Raw genomic sequence first — 20,124 nt, 5'->3', positions numbered from 1 at the left:
GACCCGACGTCCGAGACCGACCCGACGTCCGACCCTCCGGACGACCGCCGAGCCGACAGGAGCCCGATGTCCGCCACGACCAACCCGGTCTGCGTCAGCGGCATGGCCGCGATGTCCTGGGCCCTGCCCGAGGAGGTCGCGATGTACCGGCGTACCGGTGCCGACCTCGTCGGCCTGCAGCGCAGCAAGGTCGCCTCCTTCGGCGTGGCCGCTCTCGGCGACCTGCTCGCCCGGCACGACGTACGGCTCGGCTACCTCGTGCACAGCTTCACCGCCCACCCGGACGACGAGCCGGGCTGGGCGCAGCAGGTCGCGGCGTTGCAGCAGGGCGTCGTGGACGCCGGACGGCTCGGGGCCGACCTCGTCTACCTCACCTCGGGCCCGTCGGCGCACCTGACGTGGGAGGAGGCGGCCGGCCGGTTCGCCGAGCGGATCGCTCCGGTCGTGGCCACCGCCCGCGAACACGGGGTACGCCTCGCTGTGGAGAACACGCTGCCGGTCAAGTGCGACCTCAGCTTCACCCACACCGCGCGCGACGCCGTCGCCCTGGCCGACCTCTGCGGCATCGGCATCTGCCTCGACCTCTACTGCTGCTGGCAGGAGCGGGGCCTGACGGAGCTGATCCGCGACCGGGTCGGTCAGGTCGAGATTCTGCAGGTGTCCGACTTCCGGGTCGGCACCTCGACCTTCCCGAACCGGTGGGTGCCCGGGGACGGCGACCTGCCGATGGCCGGTCTGCTGGCGAGCGTGCTGCGGGCCGGCTACACCGGCGTCGTCGACGTCGAGTTGCTCGGCCCGGCCGTCGAGGCCGAGGGCGCCGAGCCGGCGCTGACCCGTTCGGTCGCGTGGACGCGTGCGCAGATCGCGGCGGCGCGTCCCTGAGCGCTCAGGGCGCGTCCGCCCATCGCGGCGCGCGCTTGGCGACGAACGCGGCCGCGCCCTCGGCCGCGTCCGGGCCGGCGAGCAGTTCGAGGGTCGCGAGCCGGTTGACCGCGGCGAGATCGCCCACGCGGGGGTCCAGGCTCAGGTGCATGAGCCGCTTGGTCGCCCGCACCGCGGCGGGGGAGTGGGTCGCGATCCGGGCGCCCAGCTGCAGCGCGCGCGGCAGGACCTCGTCGGCGGGGACCACGGCGTTGACCAGCCCCAGCTCATGGGCCCGGGCCGCGGCAAGCGGTTCGGCGGTCAGTCCGAGTTCCAGCGCCACGGCGACCGGCAGGCGACGCGGCAGGTCGGTGCCGCCCTCGGTGGCGGCGATGCCGCGCCCCACCTCGGGCAGCGCGAAGTAGGCGTGCTCGGCCGCGACGACGAGGTCGCAGGCGAGGGCGAGTTCGAAGCCGCCGCCGACGGCGGGCCCGTTGACCGCGGCGATGACCGGCTTGCGGTAGCCGCCGCGCAGCAGCGTCAGCGGGCTGCGGGCCACGTCGACCAGGCGCCCCTCGGCCGCGGCGCGCAGGTCCATCCCCGCGCTGAAGGACAACTCGCCGGTGCCGGTCAGCACGACCGCGCGTACGCCCGGGTCCGCGTCGTACCGGAGCAGGGCGTCGGTCATCGCCAGGAGGGTGTCGGGATCGAGGGCGTTGCGCACCTGCGGCCGATTGATCCTGACGACTCCCACCGCGTCGACGCGCTCGCGCACCACGGTGTCCATCTTCCGCCCTCCTTGGCCGCAGGGTCTTGACCCTTCCCCTGGGGCTGTTAGTGTACCAACCAAGCGCTTGCTACATGGCGACCCGGCCGTGGATGCCCGGCACGCGACTCGCCCTTCGCGCTGCTCACCACCGCTCGGGCAGTGCTCCGACAGACGCAACGATGAGGGACACATGGCCGACAAGACTCTGACCGCCCGCGACGTCGTGTCGCGGCTCGAATCCGGGATGACCATCGGCGTCGGGGGCTGGGGCTCACGGCGCAAGCCCATGGCCCTCGTGCGCGAGATCCTGCGTTCCGACCTCAAGGACCTGACCGTGGTCAGCTACGGCGGGCCGGACGTCGGGCTGCTCTGCGCCGCCGGCAAGGCCAGGAAGGTCGTCTTCGGTTTCGTCTCCCTCGACAGCATCGCCCTCGACCCGCACTTCCGCGCCGCGCGGCAGAACGGCGCCGTCGAGATCGCCGAGTACGACGAGGGCATGCTCCAGTGGGGGCTGTACGCCGCCGGCATCCGCCTGCCCTTCCTGCCGACCCGCGCCGGGCTCGGGTCGGACGTCCTGAAGCACAACCCCGACCTCAAGCTCGTCCAGGACCCGTACGGCACCGAGCAGCTCGTGGCGATGCCGCCGCTGCGCCTCGACGCGGCCCTCGTGCACATGAACCGCGCCGACGCCCAGGGCAACGGCCAGTTCCTCGGGCCCGACCCGTACTTCGACGACCTCTACTGCCTCGCCGCCGACCAGGCCTTCATGTCCTGCGAGCGGATCGTGCCCACGGCTGAGCTGAGCGCCGCCGGGCACTCGGCGACCATCAAGATCAATCGCCAGCTCGTCGCCGGTGTCGTCGAGACCCCGAACGGCGCGCACTTCACCTCCTGCGCCCCCGACTACGAGCGCGACGAGGCCTTCCAGCGCGAGTACGTCAAGGCCGCCGGCGACCCGCAGGCCTGGGCCAAGTTCGAGCAGCGGTACCTGTCCGGTACCGAAGATGACTACCAGGCGGCCGTCGCCGCCCGAGCCGAGGAGGTCGCATGAGCAGCGCCGCCACCGAGTCCGTGGACCAGCCCACGGGCAGCGCCACCACCGCCGACGCGCCGGTGACCCGCGCCGAGTACTGCGCGGTCGCCGTGGCGGACACGTTCGCCGGCGACGGTGAGTCCATCGCCAGCGCCTTCGGCACGATCCCGGCCATCGGCGTCCGCCTCGCCCGGCTCACCGTCGCCCCCGACCTGCTGCTCACCGACGGTGAGGCCCACTTCGTCTCCGGCTCCTGGGAGATCGGCGCGGACCCGCACGCCACCGAGGGCGTCGTCATCGAGGGCTGGAGCCCGTTCCGCACCATCTTCGACCTCGTCTGGCACGGCAAGCGGCACGTCATGATGATCCCGGTCCAGATCGACGGGCACGGCAACACCAACATCTCGGCCATCGGCGACTACACCCGGCCCAAGGTCCAACTGCTCGGCGTACGCGGCGCCCCCGGCAACAGCATCTACCACCCGACCAGCTACTGGGTGCCCAACCACTCCACGCGCAGCTTCGTCCGGACCGTCGACATGATCTCCGGCGTCGGCACCGACAGCGCCCGGGCCGCCGGCCCGGCCGCGATCGCGCACCACGAGCTGCGGCGCGTCGTCACCAACCTCGCGGTCCTCGACTTCGGTGGCCCCGACGGCACGATGCGGCTGCTCAGCCTGCACCCCGGCGTCACGCTCGACGAGTTCCACGCCGCCACCGGCTGTGCCGTGCACGTCGAGGGCGAGGTCCCGGCCACCCGCGAGCCGAGCGCCGAGGAGCTGCGCCTCATCCGCGAGGTCATCGACCCCCGCTCGCTGCGCGACCGCGAGATCCCGGCATGAGTCAGGGCCGCGGGATGCACCCGACGCTGCGTACCCGGGCGACCGACCTGTTCGGGGTGCGGTACCCGATCGTCCAGACCGGCATGGGCTACGTCTCCGACGTACGTCTGACCACCGCGACGGCCAACGCCGGTGGACTGGGCATCCTCGCGGCCGGCCTGCTCTCCTACGACGAGCTCGTGGAGGCCGTCGAGCAGATCCAGGCCGGCACGGACGCGCCGTTCGGCGTCAACATCCGTGCCGACCAGCCGGACGTCGTCAAGCGCATCGACCTGCTCATCTCGGCCGGCGTCAAGGTCGCGTCCTTCGCGCTGGCCCCCAAGCAGGAACTCATCGCCAGGTGCAAGGATGCCGGCCTCGTCGTCGTACCGTCGATCGGCGCGCGCCGCCACGCCGAGAAGGTCGCCGCGTGGGGCGCCGACGCCGTCATCGTGCAGGGTGGTGAGGGCGGCGGCCACACCGGCGGGGTGCCCACCAGCCTGCTGCTGCCTCAGGTCGTCGACGCCGTCGACATCCCGGTCATCGGGGCCGGCGGCTTCTTCGACGGCCGCGGCCTCGTCGCCGCGCTCGCCTACGGCGCCGAGGGTGTCGCCATGGGCACCCGCTTCCTGCTCACCAGCGACTCGCCGGTGCAGCCGTCGGTGAAGGACGTCTACCTGTCCAAGACGGTCAACGACACCGTGCTGACCCTGCAGGTCGACGGTGTGCCGCAGCGCGTGCTGCGCGCCGGCACGATTGACGAGATGGAGCGCACCTCCGCCGCCGGCCGGCTGCTTCGGGCCGTACGCAACGCCTTCGCCTTCCAGAAGCTGTCCGGCACGCCGTGGGGCGGCATGGTCCGCGAGGGCCTGGCCATGCGCAAGGCCCACGACCTGACGTGGAGCCAGGTCGTCATGGCGGCAAACGCTCCGATGCTCTACCGGTCGGCCCTGCTGGAGGGCAGGACCGACCTCGGCGTCATGGCCACCGGCCAGGTCGTCGGACTGATCGACGACGTCCCGAGCGTCGCCGAGCTCATCGACCGCATCATCGACGAGGCCACCCGGACCCTCGACCGGCTCGGCGTGCCCGCGCCGGTCGCGTCGACCCCGGCCGGGCACAAGGAGGAGTAGTCATGGGAGCACTGCAGGGACGCGTCGTCGTCGTCACCGGTGCCGGCCGCGGCCTCGGCCGTGAGCACGCCCTGCTCGCCGCCGCCGAAGGCGCCTCGGTCGTCGTCGCCGACACCGGCGCCGCCGCCGACGGCACCGGCAGCGACCCCTCTGTCGTCGAGGCCGTCGCCGCCGAGATCACGAACGCCGGCGGGCGGGCCGTGGCCAGCACCGCGGACGTCGCCACCACCGAGGGCGCCCGCGAGCTGCTCGCGCTCGCCCGCGACACCTACGGACGCGTCGACGGCCTCGTCAACAACGCCGGCATCCTGCGGGACCGGATGTTCGTCAACATGAGCGAGGACGACTGGGACGCGGTCATCCGTGGCCAGCTCCGCGCGACGTTCGCGCCGTGCCGGGTGTTCGCCGACCACTGGCGCACCGAGTCCAAGGCCGGCAACCAGCCGGTCGCCTCGATCGTCAACGTCTCGTCGACCTCGGGCATCATCGGCGCCGTCGGGCAGACGAACTACGGCGCGGGCAAGGCCGGCATCGCCGCCCTCACCGTCATCCTCGCCCAGGAGATCAGCCGCTACGGCGTACGCGTCAACGCGATCGTCCCGGTCGCGCGTACCCGGATGACCCAGGACCTGCCCGGCGTCGGCGAGATGGTCGCCGCCCCGGCCGACCCCGCCGTGTTCGACGTCTACCACCCGGGCAACGTCTCCCCGCTCGTCGCCTGGCTGCTCACCGCCGACGTGCCGGTGACCGGCGAGGTGTACTACGCCAAGGGCGGCGAGATCCGCCGCTGCGCGCCGTGGAGTTACGACTGGACGATCGACAAGGGTGCCCGCTGGACCGTCGAGGAGATCGCGAAGGAGATGGCCGCCCGTGTCTGACACCGGTCACACCGACGTCGCCGACTGGGCCGGCCCGGCCCACGGGCTGCTCTCCGGGCGTTCGGTGCTCGTCACCGCCGCGGCCGGCACCGGCATCGGCTTCGCCACGGCGCGCCGCGCCGCAGAGGAAGGCGCGCGTGTCGCCGTCAGCGACCGCCACGAGCGCCGCCTCGCCGCGTCGGCCGACGAGATCGAGCGCCTCACCGGGACCCGGCCGCTCGCGGTGCCCTGCGACGTCACCGACCAGGCCCAGCTCGACCACCTCATGGACACCGTCGCCGCCGAGTTCGGCGGCATCGACGTGCTCGTCAACAACGCCGGCCTCGGCGGCACCGCGACGGTGCAGGACATGACCGACGAACAGTGGGACTCCGTCCTGTCGGTGACCCTGACCTCGACGTTCAAGGCGACCCGGTCGGTGCTGCGGCACATGATCCCGGCCGGCAAGGGGGTCATCGTGAACAACGCCTCCGTCATCGGCTGGCGCGCCCAGAAGGGGCAGGCGCACTACGCCGCGGCCAAGGCCGGAGTCATGGCGCTGACCCGCTGCGCGGCCCTCGACGTCGCCGAGCACGGCATCCGGGTCAACGCGGTGTCCCCGAGCATCGCGATGCACGCCCATCTGGCCAAGGTGACCAGCGACGAGCTGCTCGCCCAGCTCTCGGCCCAGGAGGCGTTCGGCCGGGCCGCGACGCCGTGGGAGATCGCCAACGTGATCGTCTTCCTCGCCAGTGACTACTCGTCGTACATGACCGGCGAGGTCGTGTCCGTCTCGAGCCAGCACCCGTGACCACCCGCTGCGCGCCGGCGACCGTGCCGGCTCGCAGCGGACCAACGAAAGGAGCACGTCGTGGCCAACCCCGACGCGCAGGGCGTCACCGGCGCCCCCTTCCGGCTCGACGTCGAACGCGGCAAGATCCGCGAGTTCGCGCTGGCCACCGGCGCGGCTGACGCGGACTACCTGCGGGAGGAGAACCCGGTCGTACAGCCGACGTTCCTCACCACGACGTTCTTCTGGCAGGGCGAGGACTCCAACCCGTGGTCCGCGGTCGAGCTCGACCAGCAGCGCGGCCTGCACGCCGAGCAGCAGTACACCTTCTTCGGCGAGCCGCCCCGCGCCGGCACCCGGCTCACCTGCCAGTCGCGCATCGGCGAGATCTACACCAAGGTGGGGCGTCGCGGCGGGGAGATGACGTTCGCCGTGATGTACACCGACTTCCACGACGAGACCGGGCGTCTCGTCGCCCGCGCCAAGCTCACCGGTGTCGAGACGGCCCGCCCGCCGGCCACCGGGGACGCGGCACAGGACGGAGCGTCCGCATGAGCGACACGACGGCCACCGCCGGTCCCCGTACGACCGAGGTCGCCCTGCCCGTCCCGGCGACCCCTCCGGCGCGCACGTACGGCCCGGTGACCCGCACCGACTTCGTCCGCTACCAGGGCGCCTCGGGCGACATGAACCCGATCCACCACGACGAGGTCTTCGCCAAGGCGGCCGGGTTCCCCAGCCCCTTCTCGGTGGGCATGTGGCAGGCCAGCCTGCTCGGCACCTACGCCACCGACTGGCTCGGCGGCCCCAACGTGCGGGACTTCCGCATCCGGTTCCTGGCCCAGGTGTGGCCCGGCGACGTCCTCACCCTCGACGGCGTTCCGCTGCGCACCTACGTGCTCGAGAGCGAGGACGGCCGTGAGGGCCGCGTCGACGTCGAGCTGACCTGCCGGCGGCAGAGCGGCGACAAGGCCGTCACCGCGTGGGCGACATTCGTCCTGCCCCTCGACGCCGCCGTCGAGGCCGGCGAGCGGCCCGAGACCACCGAGGAGCAGGGATGAACCCCACGAGCCACCCGTCGGTGACGACGACCGTGCACGCCGACGGGATCGCCGAGATCGTCGTGGACAACCCGCCGGTCAACGCGCTGCCGGTGGCCGGCTGGTTCGCGCTCGCCGCCGCCCTCGACGCCGCCGGCGCCGACGAGTCGGTGCGGGTCGTGCTGCTGCGCGCCGAGGGCCGCGGCTTCAACGCCGGCGTCGACATCAAGGAGATGCAGCACACCGACGGCTTCACCGCGCTACTCGGCGCCAACCGCGGCTGCTACGCCGCGTTCAAGGCCGTCTACGAGTGCCCCGTCCCGGTCGTCACCGCCGTCCACGGCTTCTGCCTCGGCGGCGGCATCGGCCTGGTCGGCAACTCCGACGTCATCGTCGCCTCCGACGACGCCACCTTCGGCCTGCCCGAGGTGGACCGCGGCGCCCTCGGCGCGGCCACCCACCTGTCCCGGATGGTGCCCCAGCACCGGATGCGCGCCATGGTCTACACCTCGGCCACCGCCACCGCCCAGGAGCTGCACGCGTACGGCTCGGTGCACAGCGTCGTACCCCGGGAACGGTTGCGCGCGACGGCGCTCGCCGTCGCGACCAGCATCGCCGAGAAGGACCCCACGGTGATCCGCGCCGCCAAGGCCTCGCTCAACGGCATCGACCTGTGGGACGTCAACCGCAGCTACCGCTTCGAGCAGGGCTTCACCTTCGAGCTCAACCTCACCGGAGTCGCCGACCGGATCCGCGACGAGTTCGCCGGCACCGACAAGGCGGCGCGCCCGGGCAGCGAGGGCTGAGCCGTGCGGTCGATGGTGGTGCGCGAGCTCGGCGGTCCCGAGGTGCTCACGGTCACCGACGGGCCGCAGCCGCAGCCCGGACCGGGGCAGGTGCTCGTCGACGTCGCCGGCGCCGGGGTGAACTTTCCCGACGGCCTCATCGTCGCCGGCACCTACCAGACCAAGCCGGAGCTGCCGTTCGTGCCCGGCTGCGAGGTCGCCGGCACGGTCGCGGCGCTCGGCGACGGGGTGACCGGCCCACCCGTCGGCACCCGCGTCGTCGGCTTCTGCGGCATCGGCGGCTACGCCACCCAGGTGCTCGTCGACGCGCGCATGGTCCACCCGTTGCCCGACGGCGTCGACCTCGTCGAGGCGAGTACGATCCCCGTGGTCTACGGCACGTCCTACCACGGCCTCGTCGACCGGGCCCGCCTCGCCGCCGGCGAGACGCTGCTCGTGCTCGGCGCCTCCGGTGGCGTCGGCCTCACCGCCGTGCAGATCGGCAAGGCCCTCGGCGCGACGGTGATCGCGGCCGCGTCGAGCGAGGACAAGCGTGAGCTGTGCCTGACGCACGGCGCCGACCACGCCATCGGCTACGACGACCTGACCGCGACGGTGCGCGCGCTGACCGGCGACGCCGGCGCCGACGTCGTCTACGACCCCGTCGGTGGCGACGCCGCCACCGCGGCGCTGCGCGCCCTCGCGTGGGCCGGGAGGTTCCTCACCGTCGGCTACGCGGCGGGCACGATCCCGCAGGTCAAGCTGAACCGGCTGCTGCTCACCGAGGGCGCGGTGCTGGGGGTCCTCTGGGGCGCCTGGGCAAGGCGCGACCCGGCGGCGAACGCCGCCAACATGACGACGGTGCTGGAGTGGATCGCCGCCGGCCGGCTGAGGCCGCACGTCAGCGAGGTCTTCCCGCTGGAGGAGGCCGCCCGCGCGCTCGGCACGGTGCTGAACCGTGGCGCGCGCGGCAAGATCGCCCTCCGCACGAGCACAGGCAAGGAGTGACGGTGGCTGACGCGACCGACCTGACCCGGATGGACCTCGGCCCCGGCCCGCGCGCGAGCGAACTGCTCGCGACGTTGCGCACGTTCATGACCGAGCACGTCTACCCCGCCGAGAAGGTGTACGCCGCCCAGCTCGCCGCCGCGGCCCGCGAGAACGGCGGGGTGTCCCACGTCCTGCCGCCGGTCGTCGAGGAGCTGAAGGCGACGGCGCGCACGCTGGGGCTGTGGAACCTCTTCCTGCCCGACCTGTCCGGCCTCACCAACGTCGAGTACGCCTACCTGGCCGAGGAGACCGGACGCTCGCCCTACCTGGCCCCCGAGGCGATCAACTGTGCCGCGCCGGACACCGGCAACATGGAGCTGCTGCACATGTTCGGCACGCCCGAGCAGAAGCAGCGGTGGCTGACCCCGTTGCTCGAGGGCACGATGCGCTCCGGCTTCTCGATGACCGAGCCGGACGTGGCCTCCTCCGACGCACGCAACATCGCCACCTCGATCGTGCGTGACGGCGACGAGTACGTCATCAACGGACGCAAGTGGTGGACGACCGGCGCCGCCGACCCACGCTGCGCCATCCTCGTGCTGATGGGCAAGACGGACCCGCAGGCGGCCGTCTACCGGCAGCAGTCCATGATCCTCGTACCGGTCGACACCCCCGGGGTGACGATTCTGCGCTCGCTGCCGATCTTCGGTTACCACGACCAGCACGGCCACTGCGAGATCCGGTTCGACGACGTGCGGGTGCCGGTGACGAACCTGCTCGGCGCCGAGGGCGAGGGTTTCGCCATCGCCCAGGCCCGCCTCGGCCCGGGCCGCATCCACCACGCGATGCGCTGCGTCGGCATGGCCGAGCGGGGCCTCGAGCTGATGGTGCGCCGGACGACGGCCCGCGAGGCGTTCGGCGGTCCGATCTCCGACCAGGGCGTGGTGCGGAACTGGATCGCCGAGTCCCGCATGGAGATCGAGCAGGCGCGCCTGCTCGTGCTCAAGGCGGCGTGGCTCATCGACCAGGTCGGGATCCAGGGCGCCGCGACCGAGATCGCCGCGATCAAGGTCGTCGCGCCCCGGGTCGCCCGCAACGTGCTGGACCGTTCGATCCAGGCACACGGCGGCGGCGGGGTCACCGACGACTTCCCGATCGCCCGGATGTGGGCCAGCGCCCGCATCCTCGGCATCGCCGACGGCCCGGACGAGGTGCACCTGCGCACGGTGGCGCGCACGCAACTGCGTCGCTACCGCGACACGCCGCCGACGGTTTCCGCCGGGACGGGACGGGATTGAGATGGATCTGACCTGGTCGGAGCAGGACGAGCAGTTCCGTGCGGAGGCCCGCGACTGGCTCACCGCGAACGTGCCGCGGCAGCCGCTGCCCTCCGGCGACACCGCGGCGGGCTTCGCCGCCCACCTGGAGTGGGAGCGGGCACTGCACGCGGACCGGTGGTCGGTCGTGTCGTGGCCGCAGGAGTACGGCGGCCGCGAGGCCTCGATCTGGCAGTGGCTCATCTTCGAGGAGGAGTACTACCGGGCCGGCGCGCCGCAGCGGGTGACGCAGAACGGCATCTTCCTGCTGGCCCCGACGATCTTCGAGTTCGGCACGAAGCAGCAGCAGGACGAGCTGCTGCCGCGGATGGCGGCGGCGCAGGACCTGTGGGCCCAGGGCTGGTCCGAGCCGGGCGCGGGCAGCGACCTGGCCGGGATCAGCTCCCGGGCGGTACGGGACGAGCAGGCCGGCGGGTGGCGCCTGAGCGGGCAGAAGACCTGGTCGACCCGGGGCGCGTTCTGCACCCACCTGTTCGGGCTGTTCCGTACCGATCCGCAGGCGCAGCGGCACCGCGGACTGACGTACTTCCTCGTGCCGCTGGACACCCCGGGCGTGACGGTGCGCGGGTTCGACCGGCTCGACGGTGACGAGGGCTTCGCCGACGTGTTCTTCGAGAACGCGTTCTTACCGGACTCGGCGGTCCTCGGCGGCGTCGACCAGGGCTGGTCGGTCGCGATGTCGACGACCGGCTCGGAGCGGGGACTGACGCTGCGCTCACCGGGGCGTTTCCTCAAGGCGGCAGCCGCGCTCGTGGCGCTCGCGGGCGAGCGGGGCGAGGCGGCGACCGACCTGCTCCGCGACCGGGTGGCGCGCTCGTGGATGCAGGCGCACGCCTACCAGCAGTTCACGCTGGCTCAGGTCACCGACATCGTCGAGGGTCGTCCGGCCGGCGCACGTTCGAGCCTCAACAAGGTCTTCTGGTCCGAGCTGGACATCGCGTTGCACGAGACGGCGCTGGAACTGCTCGGCCCGGACGCGCTCGTCGACGGGCCGTGGACCCGCGGCTACCAGTTCTCGCTGTCGGGCCCGATCTACGCGGGCACCAACGAGATCCAGCGCAACATCATCGCCGAGCGCCTGCTCGGTCTGCCGAGGAGGTGATCAGGCGTGCGTTTCGCTCCGAGTGACGAGCAGCGGGAGCTGGAGGCGGTCGTCCGTCAGGTGCTCACCGACCGGTGCCCGCCGCAGACGGTACGCGCCGGAGCCGGATCGGCGCAGGTGGCCGCACTGGCCGAGAGCCTGGCCGGTCTCGGCGTTGCGGGGCTGCTCGTGGCCGAGGACGACGGCGGGCTGGGCCTGGACGAGAACCACCTCGTGTCGGTCTTCGCGCAGATCGGGTACGCCGCCGCGCCGCTGCCGCTCACGGCGACCCTCGCGGTCGCCCCGGCGGTGCTCGCCGCGGGCGCTCCGGACCTGCTGGCGAAGCTCGTCGAGGGGGGCCTCACGGTCGGCGCCGACCCTGCGGAGACCGGGCATGTCGCGTTCGGTTCCGGTGTCGACCTGGTGCTGCGTGGCGGCTTCGGTGGGACGGGGCGCATCGAGATTCTCGACGTGTCCGACGCGGCGGTCTCGACGTCGCCGTCGGTGGACGTCGCGCTGGACCTGACCGGGTACGCAGGCGCGCGGCTCGTGGCGGCGGTGGACGACCCGCAGGTGGTGCGGCTGGCCTGGGAGCGCGGGGTGCTGGCGACCTCGGCCGAGCTCATCGGGCTGTCCCGGCGGATGCTCGACCTCACTGTCGAGCACGTCCGCACCCGGGAGCAGTTCGGGGTGCCGATCGGCAGCTTCCAGGCGGTCAAGCACCACCTCGCCACGGCGCTGCTGCACCTGGAGTTCGCCGTACCGGTGGTGGCGACGGCCGGGTTCGAGCTGGCCGCGGGCCTTCCGGGCCGGCTGCGCGCCCTGGCGACGGCCAAGGCGCTGGCGTCCGAGGCGGCGCACGTCGTGGGCCGGGCCGCCCTGCAGTGCCACGGCGCGATCGGTTACACAACCGAGTACGACCTGCACCTGTTCCTCAAGCGGTCGTGGGCTCTGGAGTCGTCGTGGGGCAGCGCCGCCTGGCACCGGGCGGCTCTGCTGGACGACCTCGGTGTCGGCCTGACCGGCGTGCGCCCCGCGTCCTGACCGCCGGCCCCGCACGACGTACACCGACCCGTGAGAAGGAGATCCAGATGAGCGAGACCAGCGGCGTGGACCCGCAGGCGGCGGCGGAGGTCGTCCGGTACGAGACGCGGGGGCCGGTGGCCGTCGTGACGATGAACCGGCCGGAGTACCGCAACGCGCAGAACTCGGCGATGACCTACGCGCTCGACGACGCGTTCTACCGCGCGGCCGCGGACGACGAGGTGAAGGTCATCGTCCTGGCGGGCGCGGGGAAGCACTTCTCGGCCGGCCACGACATCGGTACGCCGGGCCGGGACATCGACTCGTCGTTCGACAGGCGGGCCGGACTGTGGTGGGACCATGTGGGCAAGGCCGGGGCCGACAGCCGGTTCGCCCGGGAGTCCGAGGTGTACCTCGGGATGTGCCGCCGCTGGCGTGAGCTGCCCAAGCCGATGATCGCGATGGTGCAGGGAGCGTGCATCGCCGGGGGCCTCATGCTCGCCTGGTCGTGCGACCTGATCGTCGCCTCGGACGACGCGTTCTTCGCCGATCCGGTCGTCCGCATGGGGATCCCCGGCGTCGAGTACTTCGCCCACCCGTGGGTGCTGGGTCCGCGCTTCGCCAAGGAGTTTCTCTTCACCGGCGACCGGATGCCGGCGGCGCGCGCCGCCGAGCTCGGCATGGTCAACCGGGTGGTCGCCAGAGACGAGCTCGAGGCGGAGGTCATGGGGCTCGCCGCACGGATCGCGCAGATGCCGCGTCTGGGTCTCGCGCTGACCAAGAAGGCGGTCAACCAGGCCGAGGACCTCATGGGCCTGCGGGACGGAATGGATTCGGTGTTCGGGCTGCACCACGTCGCGCACGCGCACAATGCCGAGGTGGGCATTGACTCCCTCGGTGGCCAGGACGCCCGGAGCATGCGTGACGCCGCGAGACAGGAAGGGTGATCGAAGCGATGAATATCGTCGTACTCGTCAAGCAGGTGCCTGATTCGGGCGCGGACCGCAGCCTGCGTTCTGACGACAACACCGTCGACCGCGGTTCGGCGAACAACGTCATCAATGAGATGGACGAGTACGCCATCGAAGAGGCGTTGAAGATCAAGGAAGCGCATGGTGGTGAGGTCACCATCCTGACGATGGGTCCGGACCGGGCGACCGAGTCGATCCGTAAGGCGCTGTCGATGGGCCCGGACAAGGCCGTGCATGTGGTGGATGGCGCGCTGCACGGTTCCTGCGCGGTGGCGACCTCGAAGGTCCTCGCCGCCGCGCTCGGTCAGTTGGGCGCCGATCTGGTTCTGTGCGGTGCGGAGTCGACCGACGGGCGGGTGCAGGTGATGCCGCACATGATCGCCGAGCGGCTGGGTGTGGCCGCGCTGACCGGCGCGCGCAAGCTCACCGTCGACGGCTCGACGCTGACGGTGGAGCGGCAGACTGAGGAGGGCTACGAGGTGGTGACCGCCTCGACCCCGGCTGTGGTCTCCGTCTGGGACACGATCAACGAGCCGCGGTACCCGTCGTTCAAGGGCATCATGGCGGCGAAGAAGAAGCCGGTGCAGACGCTCTCCCTGGGCGACCTGGGCGTGGCCCCGGCGGAGGTGGGCTTCGACGGCGCGACCAGCGCGGTGGTGGAGCACTTGAAGCGCCCGCCGCGTTCGGGCGGCGAGAAGATCACCGACGAGGGCGAGGGCGGCGTGAAGCTGGTCGAGTTCCTCGCCTCCGAGAAGTTCGTGTGAGAGGTCGCTGACATGTCTGAGGTTCTCGTCGTCGTCGAAGCCACCCGGGAGTTCGGCGTCAAGAAGGTCACCCTCGAGATGCTCACCCTCGCCCGCGAGCTGGGCACCCCGAGCGCGGTCGTCCTCGGTGGCGCCGGCGCCGCGCAGGCGCTGAGCGCCAAGCTCGGCGAGTACGGGGCGGAGAAGATCTACGTGGCCGAGGGTGAGGAGATCGACGGCTACCTGGTGGCCCCCAAGGCGACTGTGGTCGCCGACCTCGTCGCGCGGGTGCAGCCGGCGGCGGTGCTGCTCGCCTCGTCGCAGGAGGGCAAGGAGATCGCCGCCCGCCTGGCGGTCAAGCTGGACAACGGCATCCTGACCGACGTGGTCGGCCTGGCCGCGGACGGCACCGCCACGCAGGTGGCGTTCGCCGGGTCCACGATCGTGAAGGCGAAGGTCACCAAGGGCCTGCCGCTGGTCACCGTCCGGCCGAACTCGCTGAACCCGGTCCCGGCCGCGGCCAGCCCGGCGGTGGAGCAGCTCACCGTGTCGGTCACCGACACCGACAAGCTCGCCAAGGTCGTGGAGCGGGTCGCCGAGCAGAAGGGCTCCCGCCCCGAGCTGACCGAGGCGTCGGTCGTCGTGTCCGGCGGGCGGGGTGTCGGTAACGCGGACAACTTCAAGCTGGTCGAGGAGATCGCCGACCTGCTCGGCGGCGCGGTCGGCGCGTCCCGCGCGGCAGTCGACTCCGGCTACTACCCGCACCAGTTCCAGGTCGGCCAGACCGGCAAGACGGTCACTCCGCAGCTGTATGTCGCGCTGGGTATCTCCGGGGCGATCCAGCACCGGGCCGGCATGCAGACCTCGAAGACCATCGTAGCGGTCAACAAGGACGCCGAAGCGCCGATCTTCGAACTCGCCGACTACGGCGTGGTCGGCGACCTGTTCAAGGTCGTCCCCCAGGCCGCCGAGGAGATCCGCAAGCGCAAGTGACACAGTCGTGTCGGTCATGCTCTGGATGGAGGACGGCGAATGGTGGGGGCAGCAGCGATGCGGGTCGAGCCCGATGACGTGACGTCGGACTGGACGCGTCCGGGCGTGTTCGAGGTGGCCGCCGGGGTGTACCGCATTCCGCTGCCGCTACCGCAGGACGGTCTGCGATCGGTGAACGTGTACGCCCTGGCCGGTGACGACGGCCTCGTGCTGGTCGACTCGGGCTGGGCCATCACGGCGGCCCGGCAGACACTGGACGCGGCCCTGGCTGCACTGGGCGCGGGCCTTGCGGACGTACGTCGGTTCCTCGTGACGCACGTGCACCGCGACCACTACGCGATGGCGGTGGCCGTACGGCGCGAGTTCGGCACCACGGTGAGCCTCGGCGAGGGCGAGGAACCCTCTATCCGCGAGCTGTCGACTCCCGGTCATCGGCCGATGTCCGAACACTGGCAGGCGCTGATGCGATGCGGTGCGGGCGAGATCGTCGAAGCGCTGCGCGCGCGGGCCGAGTCGGCGCGGCATGATCCGACGGACTGGGCGGCGCCGGACGACTGGCTGACCGGGGGGACCGACGTCGTCCTACCGACCAGGACCCTGCGGGTGATGGCGACCCCTGGACACACCCGTGGGCACGTCGTCTTCCTCGATCGCGACGCGGAGCTGATGTTCACCGGCGACCACGTCCTTCCGCACATCACGCCGTCCATCGGCTTCGAGGCGGCGGCCGCGGCGCTGCCACTCGGGGACTACCTGGATTCGTTGCGGTTGGTCCGGTCTCTGCCCGACCAGCGGATGCTGCCCGCGCACGGCCCGGTCGGCCCGAGTGTCCACGCGCGCGTCGACGAACTCCTGCACCATCACGCGAAGCGACTCGACCAGGCGTGCGAGGTCGTGCGTGACGCGACGACGGCTTACGAGGCGGCGGGTCAACTGACCTGGACCAGGCGGGAGCGTGCCTTCGCCGACCTGGACCTGTTCAACCAGATGCTCGCCGTCACCGAGACGGCCGCCCACCTCGACCTGCTGGTGGCGCAGGGGCGGCTGAAGGCTGCCGACGTCGACGGAGTGCGCCGCTACGCACCGGCGTGATTGCTCTGGACAATCCCGTTGGAGCCGGCCGCGGTGGGCGTAAGCGCGGGGTGCCAGCTGCAATCCGGCACCGATGATGACCATGGACCTCCGGGCTGCCAGCGGCTCCGACATGTAGCTGTTGCCTGAACGGCCCGGACTGCTGGTTCGGGAGACCGCGTTGGCGAAGTGGTCGAGTCCGTAAATCGCAGCACGCACGACCTCCTCCATGAGCGGCCTGACGTAGCACAATCGCCGGATGAGCGGGCGGCGGCTTTCGACCTCCACTTGGAAGAGGTGTGGGCCGGGTGCTGCGCCGGAGTTGGCTGTGGCGCTTGAGCTGACTCAGCCGCCGTGAGTCTGGGCGGCAGCGAGCGCTGAGCTGAGAACCGGCACGCCTATCGTGGCGATCCAGAGGTCGCCGACGGTGACGTGGCTGCCTTGGCCTTCATGGCCCGGGTAGAGCAGTGCAGCTCGCTGCACGTGGAGTCGGCGGGCGTAGGTACTCAGCTGGTAGAGCTCGTCGGCCTTCGGTTTGGCCTGCCAGTGCCGGTACTTGGCGTCGTACACCGCCACGGGCTTGTGCTGTTCGTCGAGGATGACGAAGTCCGCGTACGCGGTCATGGGCTGTGGGTCGTCGGTGAGCGCCACGGGGTGTTGAGCTGAAATTCGGTGTCCGGCTGGTAGTTGGTTCGCGAGCCAGTGGCCGACGTAGGTCTCCCAGACCTTCGTCATGTTGAACAGGACCGTGACGCCGGAGGCACCGGCGGCGGTCGGAAGCACGGTTTGGCCGGCGAGGACGAGCAATGCCAGCGCGTAGGCTTTTTGGTATCGCGACGGTATGAAGGTCGGGCGGCGCTGCATCAGTCGTTGAGGGTCTGCGACTTGCGAGATCGACGCGAGGCATGGGCTGAGTGCTCGCAGCCGGGCCGACAGCGCCTGATCGGGGTAGTGCTGCTGTAGGAGCACTCGGTGCGCGGCGGCGATGGTCTGGTTGAGCTGAATGTCCTGGGTCAGGCGCTTGGCCTTGGTTACCAGGCGATCGGGGCGCCCGAGATACTTGGCGAGGTGGGTAGTCACATCGGGGCTGCCAGGGTAGGGCGATCGGGTGAAGGTTCGAGCTTGGTACTCCTTGGCTAAGCCAAATCCGACCAGGCGCTCTGTCTCCCGAGCGAAAGCGGTGGCGATGAGATCGACCAGGCCACGGCCGGCGCTGCCAGCGGCTGCGGTGTCGCGTAGCAGCACGGGCGGGCGTGTGGCAAGCTGCAGCAGCTCACGGAGATCCGCGAATGGAAAGCGGCTGGCGATGTCGACCGTGCGCAGGGAACCGAGCGTGAATCGTCCAACGTACGGCCCTGGTTGCACGTCATAGAGCCCGGGCTCCCCAGACGGCAGGATCTGCTGGATGATCCGGGGCTCGTCCCGTCGGGCCGCCGAGCCGCGGGTCAGCCGTCCCAGTTCGCCGGCTTCCCGCTCGGTGAGCGCGACCCGGCTGACCTTGTATTCGCGCAGGTGCAGCATTCAGCTTCGCTCGGCGATGAGGGCGCGGATATCGACGTCCAACCGGTCCAGATCTTCTGGCCGCTCGAACCAGTGCTCTGCCAGGTACGGGTACAGCTGGTAGGACCAGATGGTCTCGGCTGTTGCGGCGTCGATCTGCTCGACCATCCAGTACGAGTGGCCAGGGCTGACCGGTGACTGGCGACCAACTCGGTCGCGGATCATCCGGAACATGCCGAGCAGCAGGTCGGCGTCCACGTCGGAGCGTACGCTGGACCACCTGGTGAGAACGTCATCGCTGGGGTGCAGGTGGAAGGCGTTGAACCTGCGGCGCAGGGCGAAGTCAACGAGTGCGAGGCTGCGGTCTGCCGTGTTCATGGTCCCGAGGATGATGACGTTGGGCGGCACCGAGAACTGCCGTTGCGAGTACGGCAGCACTGCTGGTTTGACAGCCCGGTACTCGAGCAGGAAGAGCAGCTCACCGAAGACGGCAGCAAGGTCAGCTCGGTTCATCTCGTCGATGACGAGCACGAACACGTCATCGGGTGGGCCCTTGCGTGCCCGCTCGCACAGCTTCAAGAACACCCCATCGCGCGGGGTGTAGCGCAGGGCGCCGCCGTCGGCCAAGTCGGGCCGCAGGCCTTCGACGAAGTCTTCGTAAGAGTATGCCGGGTGGAACTGCACGAGTTCGACATGGTCGGGCGAGGTCGCGAGGTGATGGGCAAGCTTCAAAGCGACCCACGTCTTCCCGGTCCCAGGGGGCCCGAAGAACACCGCTTGACGCATCGGTCCGTGTAGCGCCGCAACCCATTTGTCGATCTGCTCCACGGGCAGGAAGCACTGGTCTGCCACCTGTTCAACGGTGAGTCGTCCGCTCGGAGGAACGTCGATAACCGTCGCTGTTTTGGCAACGGGCCCTGCGACGCTTGGTGCGGTGGCGGCCCGCATGATGTTTGTGAGCACCGCGTCCGCTTCTTGTGGCGCGACACCATACTGTTCACGCCACATCCGCAGGGCCTGACAGAATCGCTCGTAGCCGACCTGACCGTCCGCTCGGAACGTCTTGCCGGATACGTGAGCGAGGCCCTTCATCGTGGCATTGATACAGACCCCGAACTGCTCCGGATCGCGTAGATACAGCAGCATGCTCGGCAACGACGAGCCTGCACCGGGCAGCACCGAACGGTCGGTGAACATGCGGCCGAGCAACGCCAATGCCTCGTCGGCCGGAGAGGACCACAGCTCCGCGACTACGCGGTTGAACCGGTCGATGTCTTCGGTCAGCTTGTTCATCACGGCCCCGGCGAAGCCGGGCGAAAACCGGTCCAGGCGCACCTGGCCGGTCTTCTCATGCCGGTTGAACAGCCGCCCCAGCTGCAATGCCTCGTCGACGCTCATGGAGCCAGCGCGTTTGTCGAGTAGGTCGCGGGCATCCGCCTCGGCCTCGACGCGTGCCGCCACGAACCGCTCGCCGAAGATCTCCCGAACCTCGGCTAGCGATTGGGGTGTCGTGCCAAGTGCTGACTGGGTATCGTTCCCCATCGCTCTCCCTGCGATCCAGTGGGCGCACTACGAATTGGCGGCGTCAGCGAGAAGCCTACGCCCGCTGCCCGAACGCGCAGACCCCGCCGACGGGGGCTCCGGGACTGGCTTGATGAAAGCCACCTCGCATCGGCCTGACATCGGGCATCAACTGATGGATCCGCGGGTTGCCGACTCACTGGCCCTACTCGGGGCAGCTGAAGCGTGTCTCCATCAGGTCGAAACTGTCAGCAGCAAATTCTGTCGCGGCCGCAAGCGCCTCGCGCTTCGCTGTCCGTCCCCTCGGAGCCTGGCGGCATTCTCGCTCACCTCCGCCGGCCGCAGCAGGTCCTCGACCGGGTCGCAGTCGAGCGCGCTGGGCCACGCGCGTGGGTTCACGTGTGCCGGCCCGACGTCGATACACGTAGGCCAACCGCAGGTCGGCGCCGCCGATGGGGTGTGGCCGACGTCAATCCCGTGTCGGGGCGAATAGTAGATCGGCAGGGCGGTGTCGAGCCCATTGACTCCACTGCCACCACCGGGCAGTCGCGCCAGAGCTCATCGAGCTGGCCAAGGCGCGGGGCGGGATCGGTCGAGTCACCGGGCACCGCGTGGCGCAGCAGCGCCGCCGTGGTCCGCAGCTCACGCAGGGCGTCCCGGCTGGATGCCCGTGCCTGAGCCAACGCCGCGCGCCGCGTCTGGACGCTGGTCGAAGGCGGCCACAGGCACTCCCGTCTGCACGTTCACCGCCGCTATCGGGTGCGCGACCGCATCTTGGAACTCCCGCGCCAGCCGCAACCGCTCC

General features: G+C 70.9%; 19 protein-coding genes and 1 pseudogene. 17 read left to right on the top strand and 3 right to left on the bottom strand.

The annotated features are described in order from the left end of the window. Positions 1-66 precede the first annotated feature (66 nt). A complete protein-coding gene (locus BAW75_RS12865; protein ID WP_104113735.1) occupies positions 67-882 on the top strand; it encodes a sugar phosphate isomerase/epimerase family protein in 816 nt (271 codons plus the stop codon). Between the two features lie 4 nt (positions 883-886). On the opposite strand, the gene BAW75_RS12860 is transcribed toward BAW75_RS12865, so the two are convergent. Further along, the gene (locus tag BAW75_RS12860; RefSeq protein ID WP_104113734.1) at positions 887-1,648 is read right to left on the bottom strand and encodes an enoyl-CoA hydratase/isomerase family protein; all 762 of its coding nucleotides are present in this window, start codon (positions 1,646-1,648) and stop codon (positions 887-889) included. Positions 1,649-1,820: 172 nt separating this feature from the next. Here BAW75_RS12860 and BAW75_RS12855 point away from each other — a divergent pair, with 172 nt between their 5' ends. The 16 genes and pseudogenes from BAW75_RS12855 (at position 1,821) to BAW75_RS12780 (ending at position 16,319) form a co-directional block, all read left to right on the top strand. Next, positions 1,821-2,681: a CoA transferase subunit A gene (locus BAW75_RS12855; protein WP_104113733.1), complete on the top strand. Its 861-nt coding sequence runs from the start codon at positions 1,821-1,823 to the stop codon at positions 2,679-2,681. Then, the gene (locus BAW75_RS12850; RefSeq protein WP_205797172.1) at positions 2,678-3,505 is read left to right on the top strand and encodes a CoA-transferase subunit beta; all 828 of its coding nucleotides are present in this window, start codon (positions 2,678-2,680) and stop codon (positions 3,503-3,505) included. The genes BAW75_RS12855 and BAW75_RS12850 overlap by 4 nt, the downstream gene beginning before the upstream one ends. Positions 3,506-3,519: 14 nt before the next feature. Next, complete coding sequence (locus BAW75_RS12845; protein ID WP_208635242.1) at positions 3,520-4,617, top strand: NAD(P)H-dependent flavin oxidoreductase; 1,098 nt, start codon at positions 3,520-3,522, stop codon at positions 4,615-4,617. Positions 4,618-4,619: 2 nt separating this feature from the next. Next, positions 4,620-5,495: an SDR family NAD(P)-dependent oxidoreductase gene (locus tag BAW75_RS12840; RefSeq protein WP_104113731.1), complete on the top strand. Its 876-nt coding sequence runs from the start codon at positions 4,620-4,622 to the stop codon at positions 5,493-5,495. Further along, positions 5,492-6,285 (top strand): annotated as a pseudogene (locus tag BAW75_RS12835) (SDR family oxidoreductase). The gene BAW75_RS12840 and the pseudogene BAW75_RS12835 overlap by 4 nt, the downstream one beginning before the upstream one ends. A gap of 60 nt (positions 6,286-6,345) precedes the next feature. Further along, on the top strand, positions 6,346-6,819 hold the full coding sequence (locus tag BAW75_RS12830; protein WP_069090084.1) for an FAS1-like dehydratase domain-containing protein: 474 nt from the start codon (positions 6,346-6,348) through the stop codon (positions 6,817-6,819). Then, complete coding sequence (locus BAW75_RS12825; protein WP_104113729.1) at positions 6,816-7,325, top strand: MaoC/PaaZ C-terminal domain-containing protein; 510 nt, start codon at positions 6,816-6,818, stop codon at positions 7,323-7,325. The genes BAW75_RS12830 and BAW75_RS12825 overlap by 4 nt, the downstream gene beginning before the upstream one ends. Continuing rightward, positions 7,322-8,110 carry an enoyl-CoA hydratase family protein gene (locus BAW75_RS12820; RefSeq protein ID WP_043324815.1) on the top strand — a complete coding sequence of 263 codons (789 nt, stop codon included), beginning with the start codon at positions 7,322-7,324 and terminating at the stop codon, positions 8,108-8,110. The genes BAW75_RS12825 and BAW75_RS12820 overlap by 4 nt, the downstream gene beginning before the upstream one ends. A 12-nt stretch (positions 8,111-8,122) precedes the next feature. Further along, complete coding sequence (locus BAW75_RS12815) at positions 8,123-9,097, top strand: NADPH:quinone oxidoreductase family protein (RefSeq protein WP_104113746.1); 975 nt, start codon at positions 8,123-8,125, stop codon at positions 9,095-9,097. Between the two features lie 29 nt (positions 9,098-9,126). Then, on the top strand, positions 9,127-10,377 hold the full coding sequence (locus BAW75_RS12810) for an acyl-CoA dehydrogenase family protein (RefSeq protein ID WP_104113745.1): 1,251 nt from the start codon (positions 9,127-9,129) through the stop codon (positions 10,375-10,377). A gap of 1 nt (position 10,378) precedes the next feature. Beyond that, positions 10,379-11,518, top strand: coding sequence for an acyl-CoA dehydrogenase family protein (locus BAW75_RS12805; RefSeq protein ID WP_104113728.1), 1,140 nt, complete (start codon positions 10,379-10,381; stop codon positions 11,516-11,518). Positions 11,519-11,524: 6 nt separating this feature from the next. After that, positions 11,525-12,541, top strand: coding sequence for an acyl-CoA dehydrogenase family protein (locus BAW75_RS12800; protein ID WP_104113727.1), 1,017 nt, complete (start codon positions 11,525-11,527; stop codon positions 12,539-12,541). Positions 12,542-12,588: 47 nt separating this feature from the next. Then, positions 12,589-13,467 carry an enoyl-CoA hydratase gene (locus BAW75_RS12795; protein ID WP_104113726.1) on the top strand — a complete coding sequence of 293 codons (879 nt, stop codon included), beginning with the start codon at positions 12,589-12,591 and terminating at the stop codon, positions 13,465-13,467. A gap of 8 nt (positions 13,468-13,475) precedes the next feature. Continuing rightward, complete coding sequence (locus tag BAW75_RS12790) at positions 13,476-14,255, top strand: electron transfer flavoprotein subunit beta/FixA family protein (RefSeq protein WP_104113744.1); 780 nt, start codon at positions 13,476-13,478, stop codon at positions 14,253-14,255. Between the two features lie 12 nt (positions 14,256-14,267). Beyond that, positions 14,268-15,227, top strand: a complete 960-nt coding sequence (locus BAW75_RS12785; RefSeq protein ID WP_104113725.1) for an electron transfer flavoprotein subunit alpha/FixB family protein — start codon at positions 14,268-14,270, stop codon at positions 15,225-15,227. 39 nt (positions 15,228-15,266) lie between these two features. Further along, positions 15,267-16,319, top strand: coding sequence for an MBL fold metallo-hydrolase (locus BAW75_RS12780; RefSeq protein ID WP_208635241.1), 1,053 nt, complete (start codon positions 15,267-15,269; stop codon positions 16,317-16,319). Between the two features lie 324 nt (positions 16,320-16,643). Here the strand turns inward: BAW75_RS12780 and BAW75_RS12775 are convergent, their stop codons facing one another. Both BAW75_RS12775 and BAW75_RS12770 read right to left on the bottom strand, forming a co-directional pair. Further along, complete coding sequence (locus BAW75_RS12775) at positions 16,644-17,819, bottom strand: 5-methylcytosine restriction system specificity protein McrC (protein WP_104113723.1); 1,176 nt, start codon at positions 17,817-17,819, stop codon at positions 16,644-16,646. Further along, complete coding sequence (locus BAW75_RS12770; protein ID WP_104113722.1) at positions 17,820-19,340, bottom strand: McrB family protein; 1,521 nt, start codon at positions 19,338-19,340, stop codon at positions 17,820-17,822. It abuts the gene before it with no gap. Between the last annotated feature and the right edge of the window lie 784 nt (positions 19,341-20,124).

The sequence above is a fragment of the Micromonospora chalcea genome, from assembly GCF_002926165.1.
GTDB classification, from domain to species: domain Bacteria; phylum Actinomycetota; class Actinomycetes; order Mycobacteriales; family Micromonosporaceae; genus Micromonospora; species Micromonospora chalcea.
The sequence above is the reverse complement of the archived record's forward strand: the minus strand, read 5'-3'. Positions and strand labels throughout refer to the sequence as shown.

Coding starts and splice junctions, on each gene's coding strand:
- BAW75_RS12865 (WP_104113735.1), top strand. CDS start 67: ATGTCCGCCACGACCAACCCGGTCTGCGTCAGCGGCATGGCCGCGATG.
- BAW75_RS12860 (WP_104113734.1), bottom strand. CDS start 1,648: ATGGACACCGTGGTGCGCGAGCGCGTCGACGCGGTGGGAGTCGTCAGG.
- BAW75_RS12855 (WP_104113733.1), top strand. CDS start 1,821: ATGGCCGACAAGACTCTGACCGCCCGCGACGTCGTGTCGCGGCTCGAA.
- BAW75_RS12850 (WP_205797172.1), top strand. CDS start 2,678: ATGAGCAGCGCCGCCACCGAGTCCGTGGACCAGCCCACGGGCAGCGCC.
- BAW75_RS12845 (WP_208635242.1), top strand. CDS start 3,520: ATGCACCCGACGCTGCGTACCCGGGCGACCGACCTGTTCGGGGTGCGG.
- BAW75_RS12840 (WP_104113731.1), top strand. CDS start 4,620: ATGGGAGCACTGCAGGGACGCGTCGTCGTCGTCACCGGTGCCGGCCGC.
- BAW75_RS12825 (WP_104113729.1), top strand. CDS start 6,816: ATGAGCGACACGACGGCCACCGCCGGTCCCCGTACGACCGAGGTCGCC.
- BAW75_RS12820 (WP_043324815.1), top strand. CDS start 7,322: ATGAACCCCACGAGCCACCCGTCGGTGACGACGACCGTGCACGCCGAC.
- BAW75_RS12815 (WP_104113746.1), top strand. CDS start 8,123: ATGGTGGTGCGCGAGCTCGGCGGTCCCGAGGTGCTCACGGTCACCGAC.
- BAW75_RS12810 (WP_104113745.1), top strand. CDS start 9,127: ATGGACCTCGGCCCCGGCCCGCGCGCGAGCGAACTGCTCGCGACGTTG.
- BAW75_RS12805 (WP_104113728.1), top strand. CDS start 10,379: ATGGATCTGACCTGGTCGGAGCAGGACGAGCAGTTCCGTGCGGAGGCC.
- BAW75_RS12795 (WP_104113726.1), top strand. CDS start 12,589: ATGAGCGAGACCAGCGGCGTGGACCCGCAGGCGGCGGCGGAGGTCGTC.
- BAW75_RS12790 (WP_104113744.1), top strand. CDS start 13,476: ATGAATATCGTCGTACTCGTCAAGCAGGTGCCTGATTCGGGCGCGGAC.
- BAW75_RS12785 (WP_104113725.1), top strand. CDS start 14,268: ATGTCTGAGGTTCTCGTCGTCGTCGAAGCCACCCGGGAGTTCGGCGTC.
- BAW75_RS12780 (WP_208635241.1), top strand. CDS start 15,267: ATGGTGGGGGCAGCAGCGATGCGGGTCGAGCCCGATGACGTGACGTCG.
- BAW75_RS12775 (WP_104113723.1), bottom strand. CDS start 17,819: ATGCTGCACCTGCGCGAATACAAGGTCAGCCGGGTCGCGCTCACCGAG.
- BAW75_RS12770 (WP_104113722.1), bottom strand. CDS start 19,340: ATGGGGAACGATACCCAGTCAGCACTTGGCACGACACCCCAATCGCTA.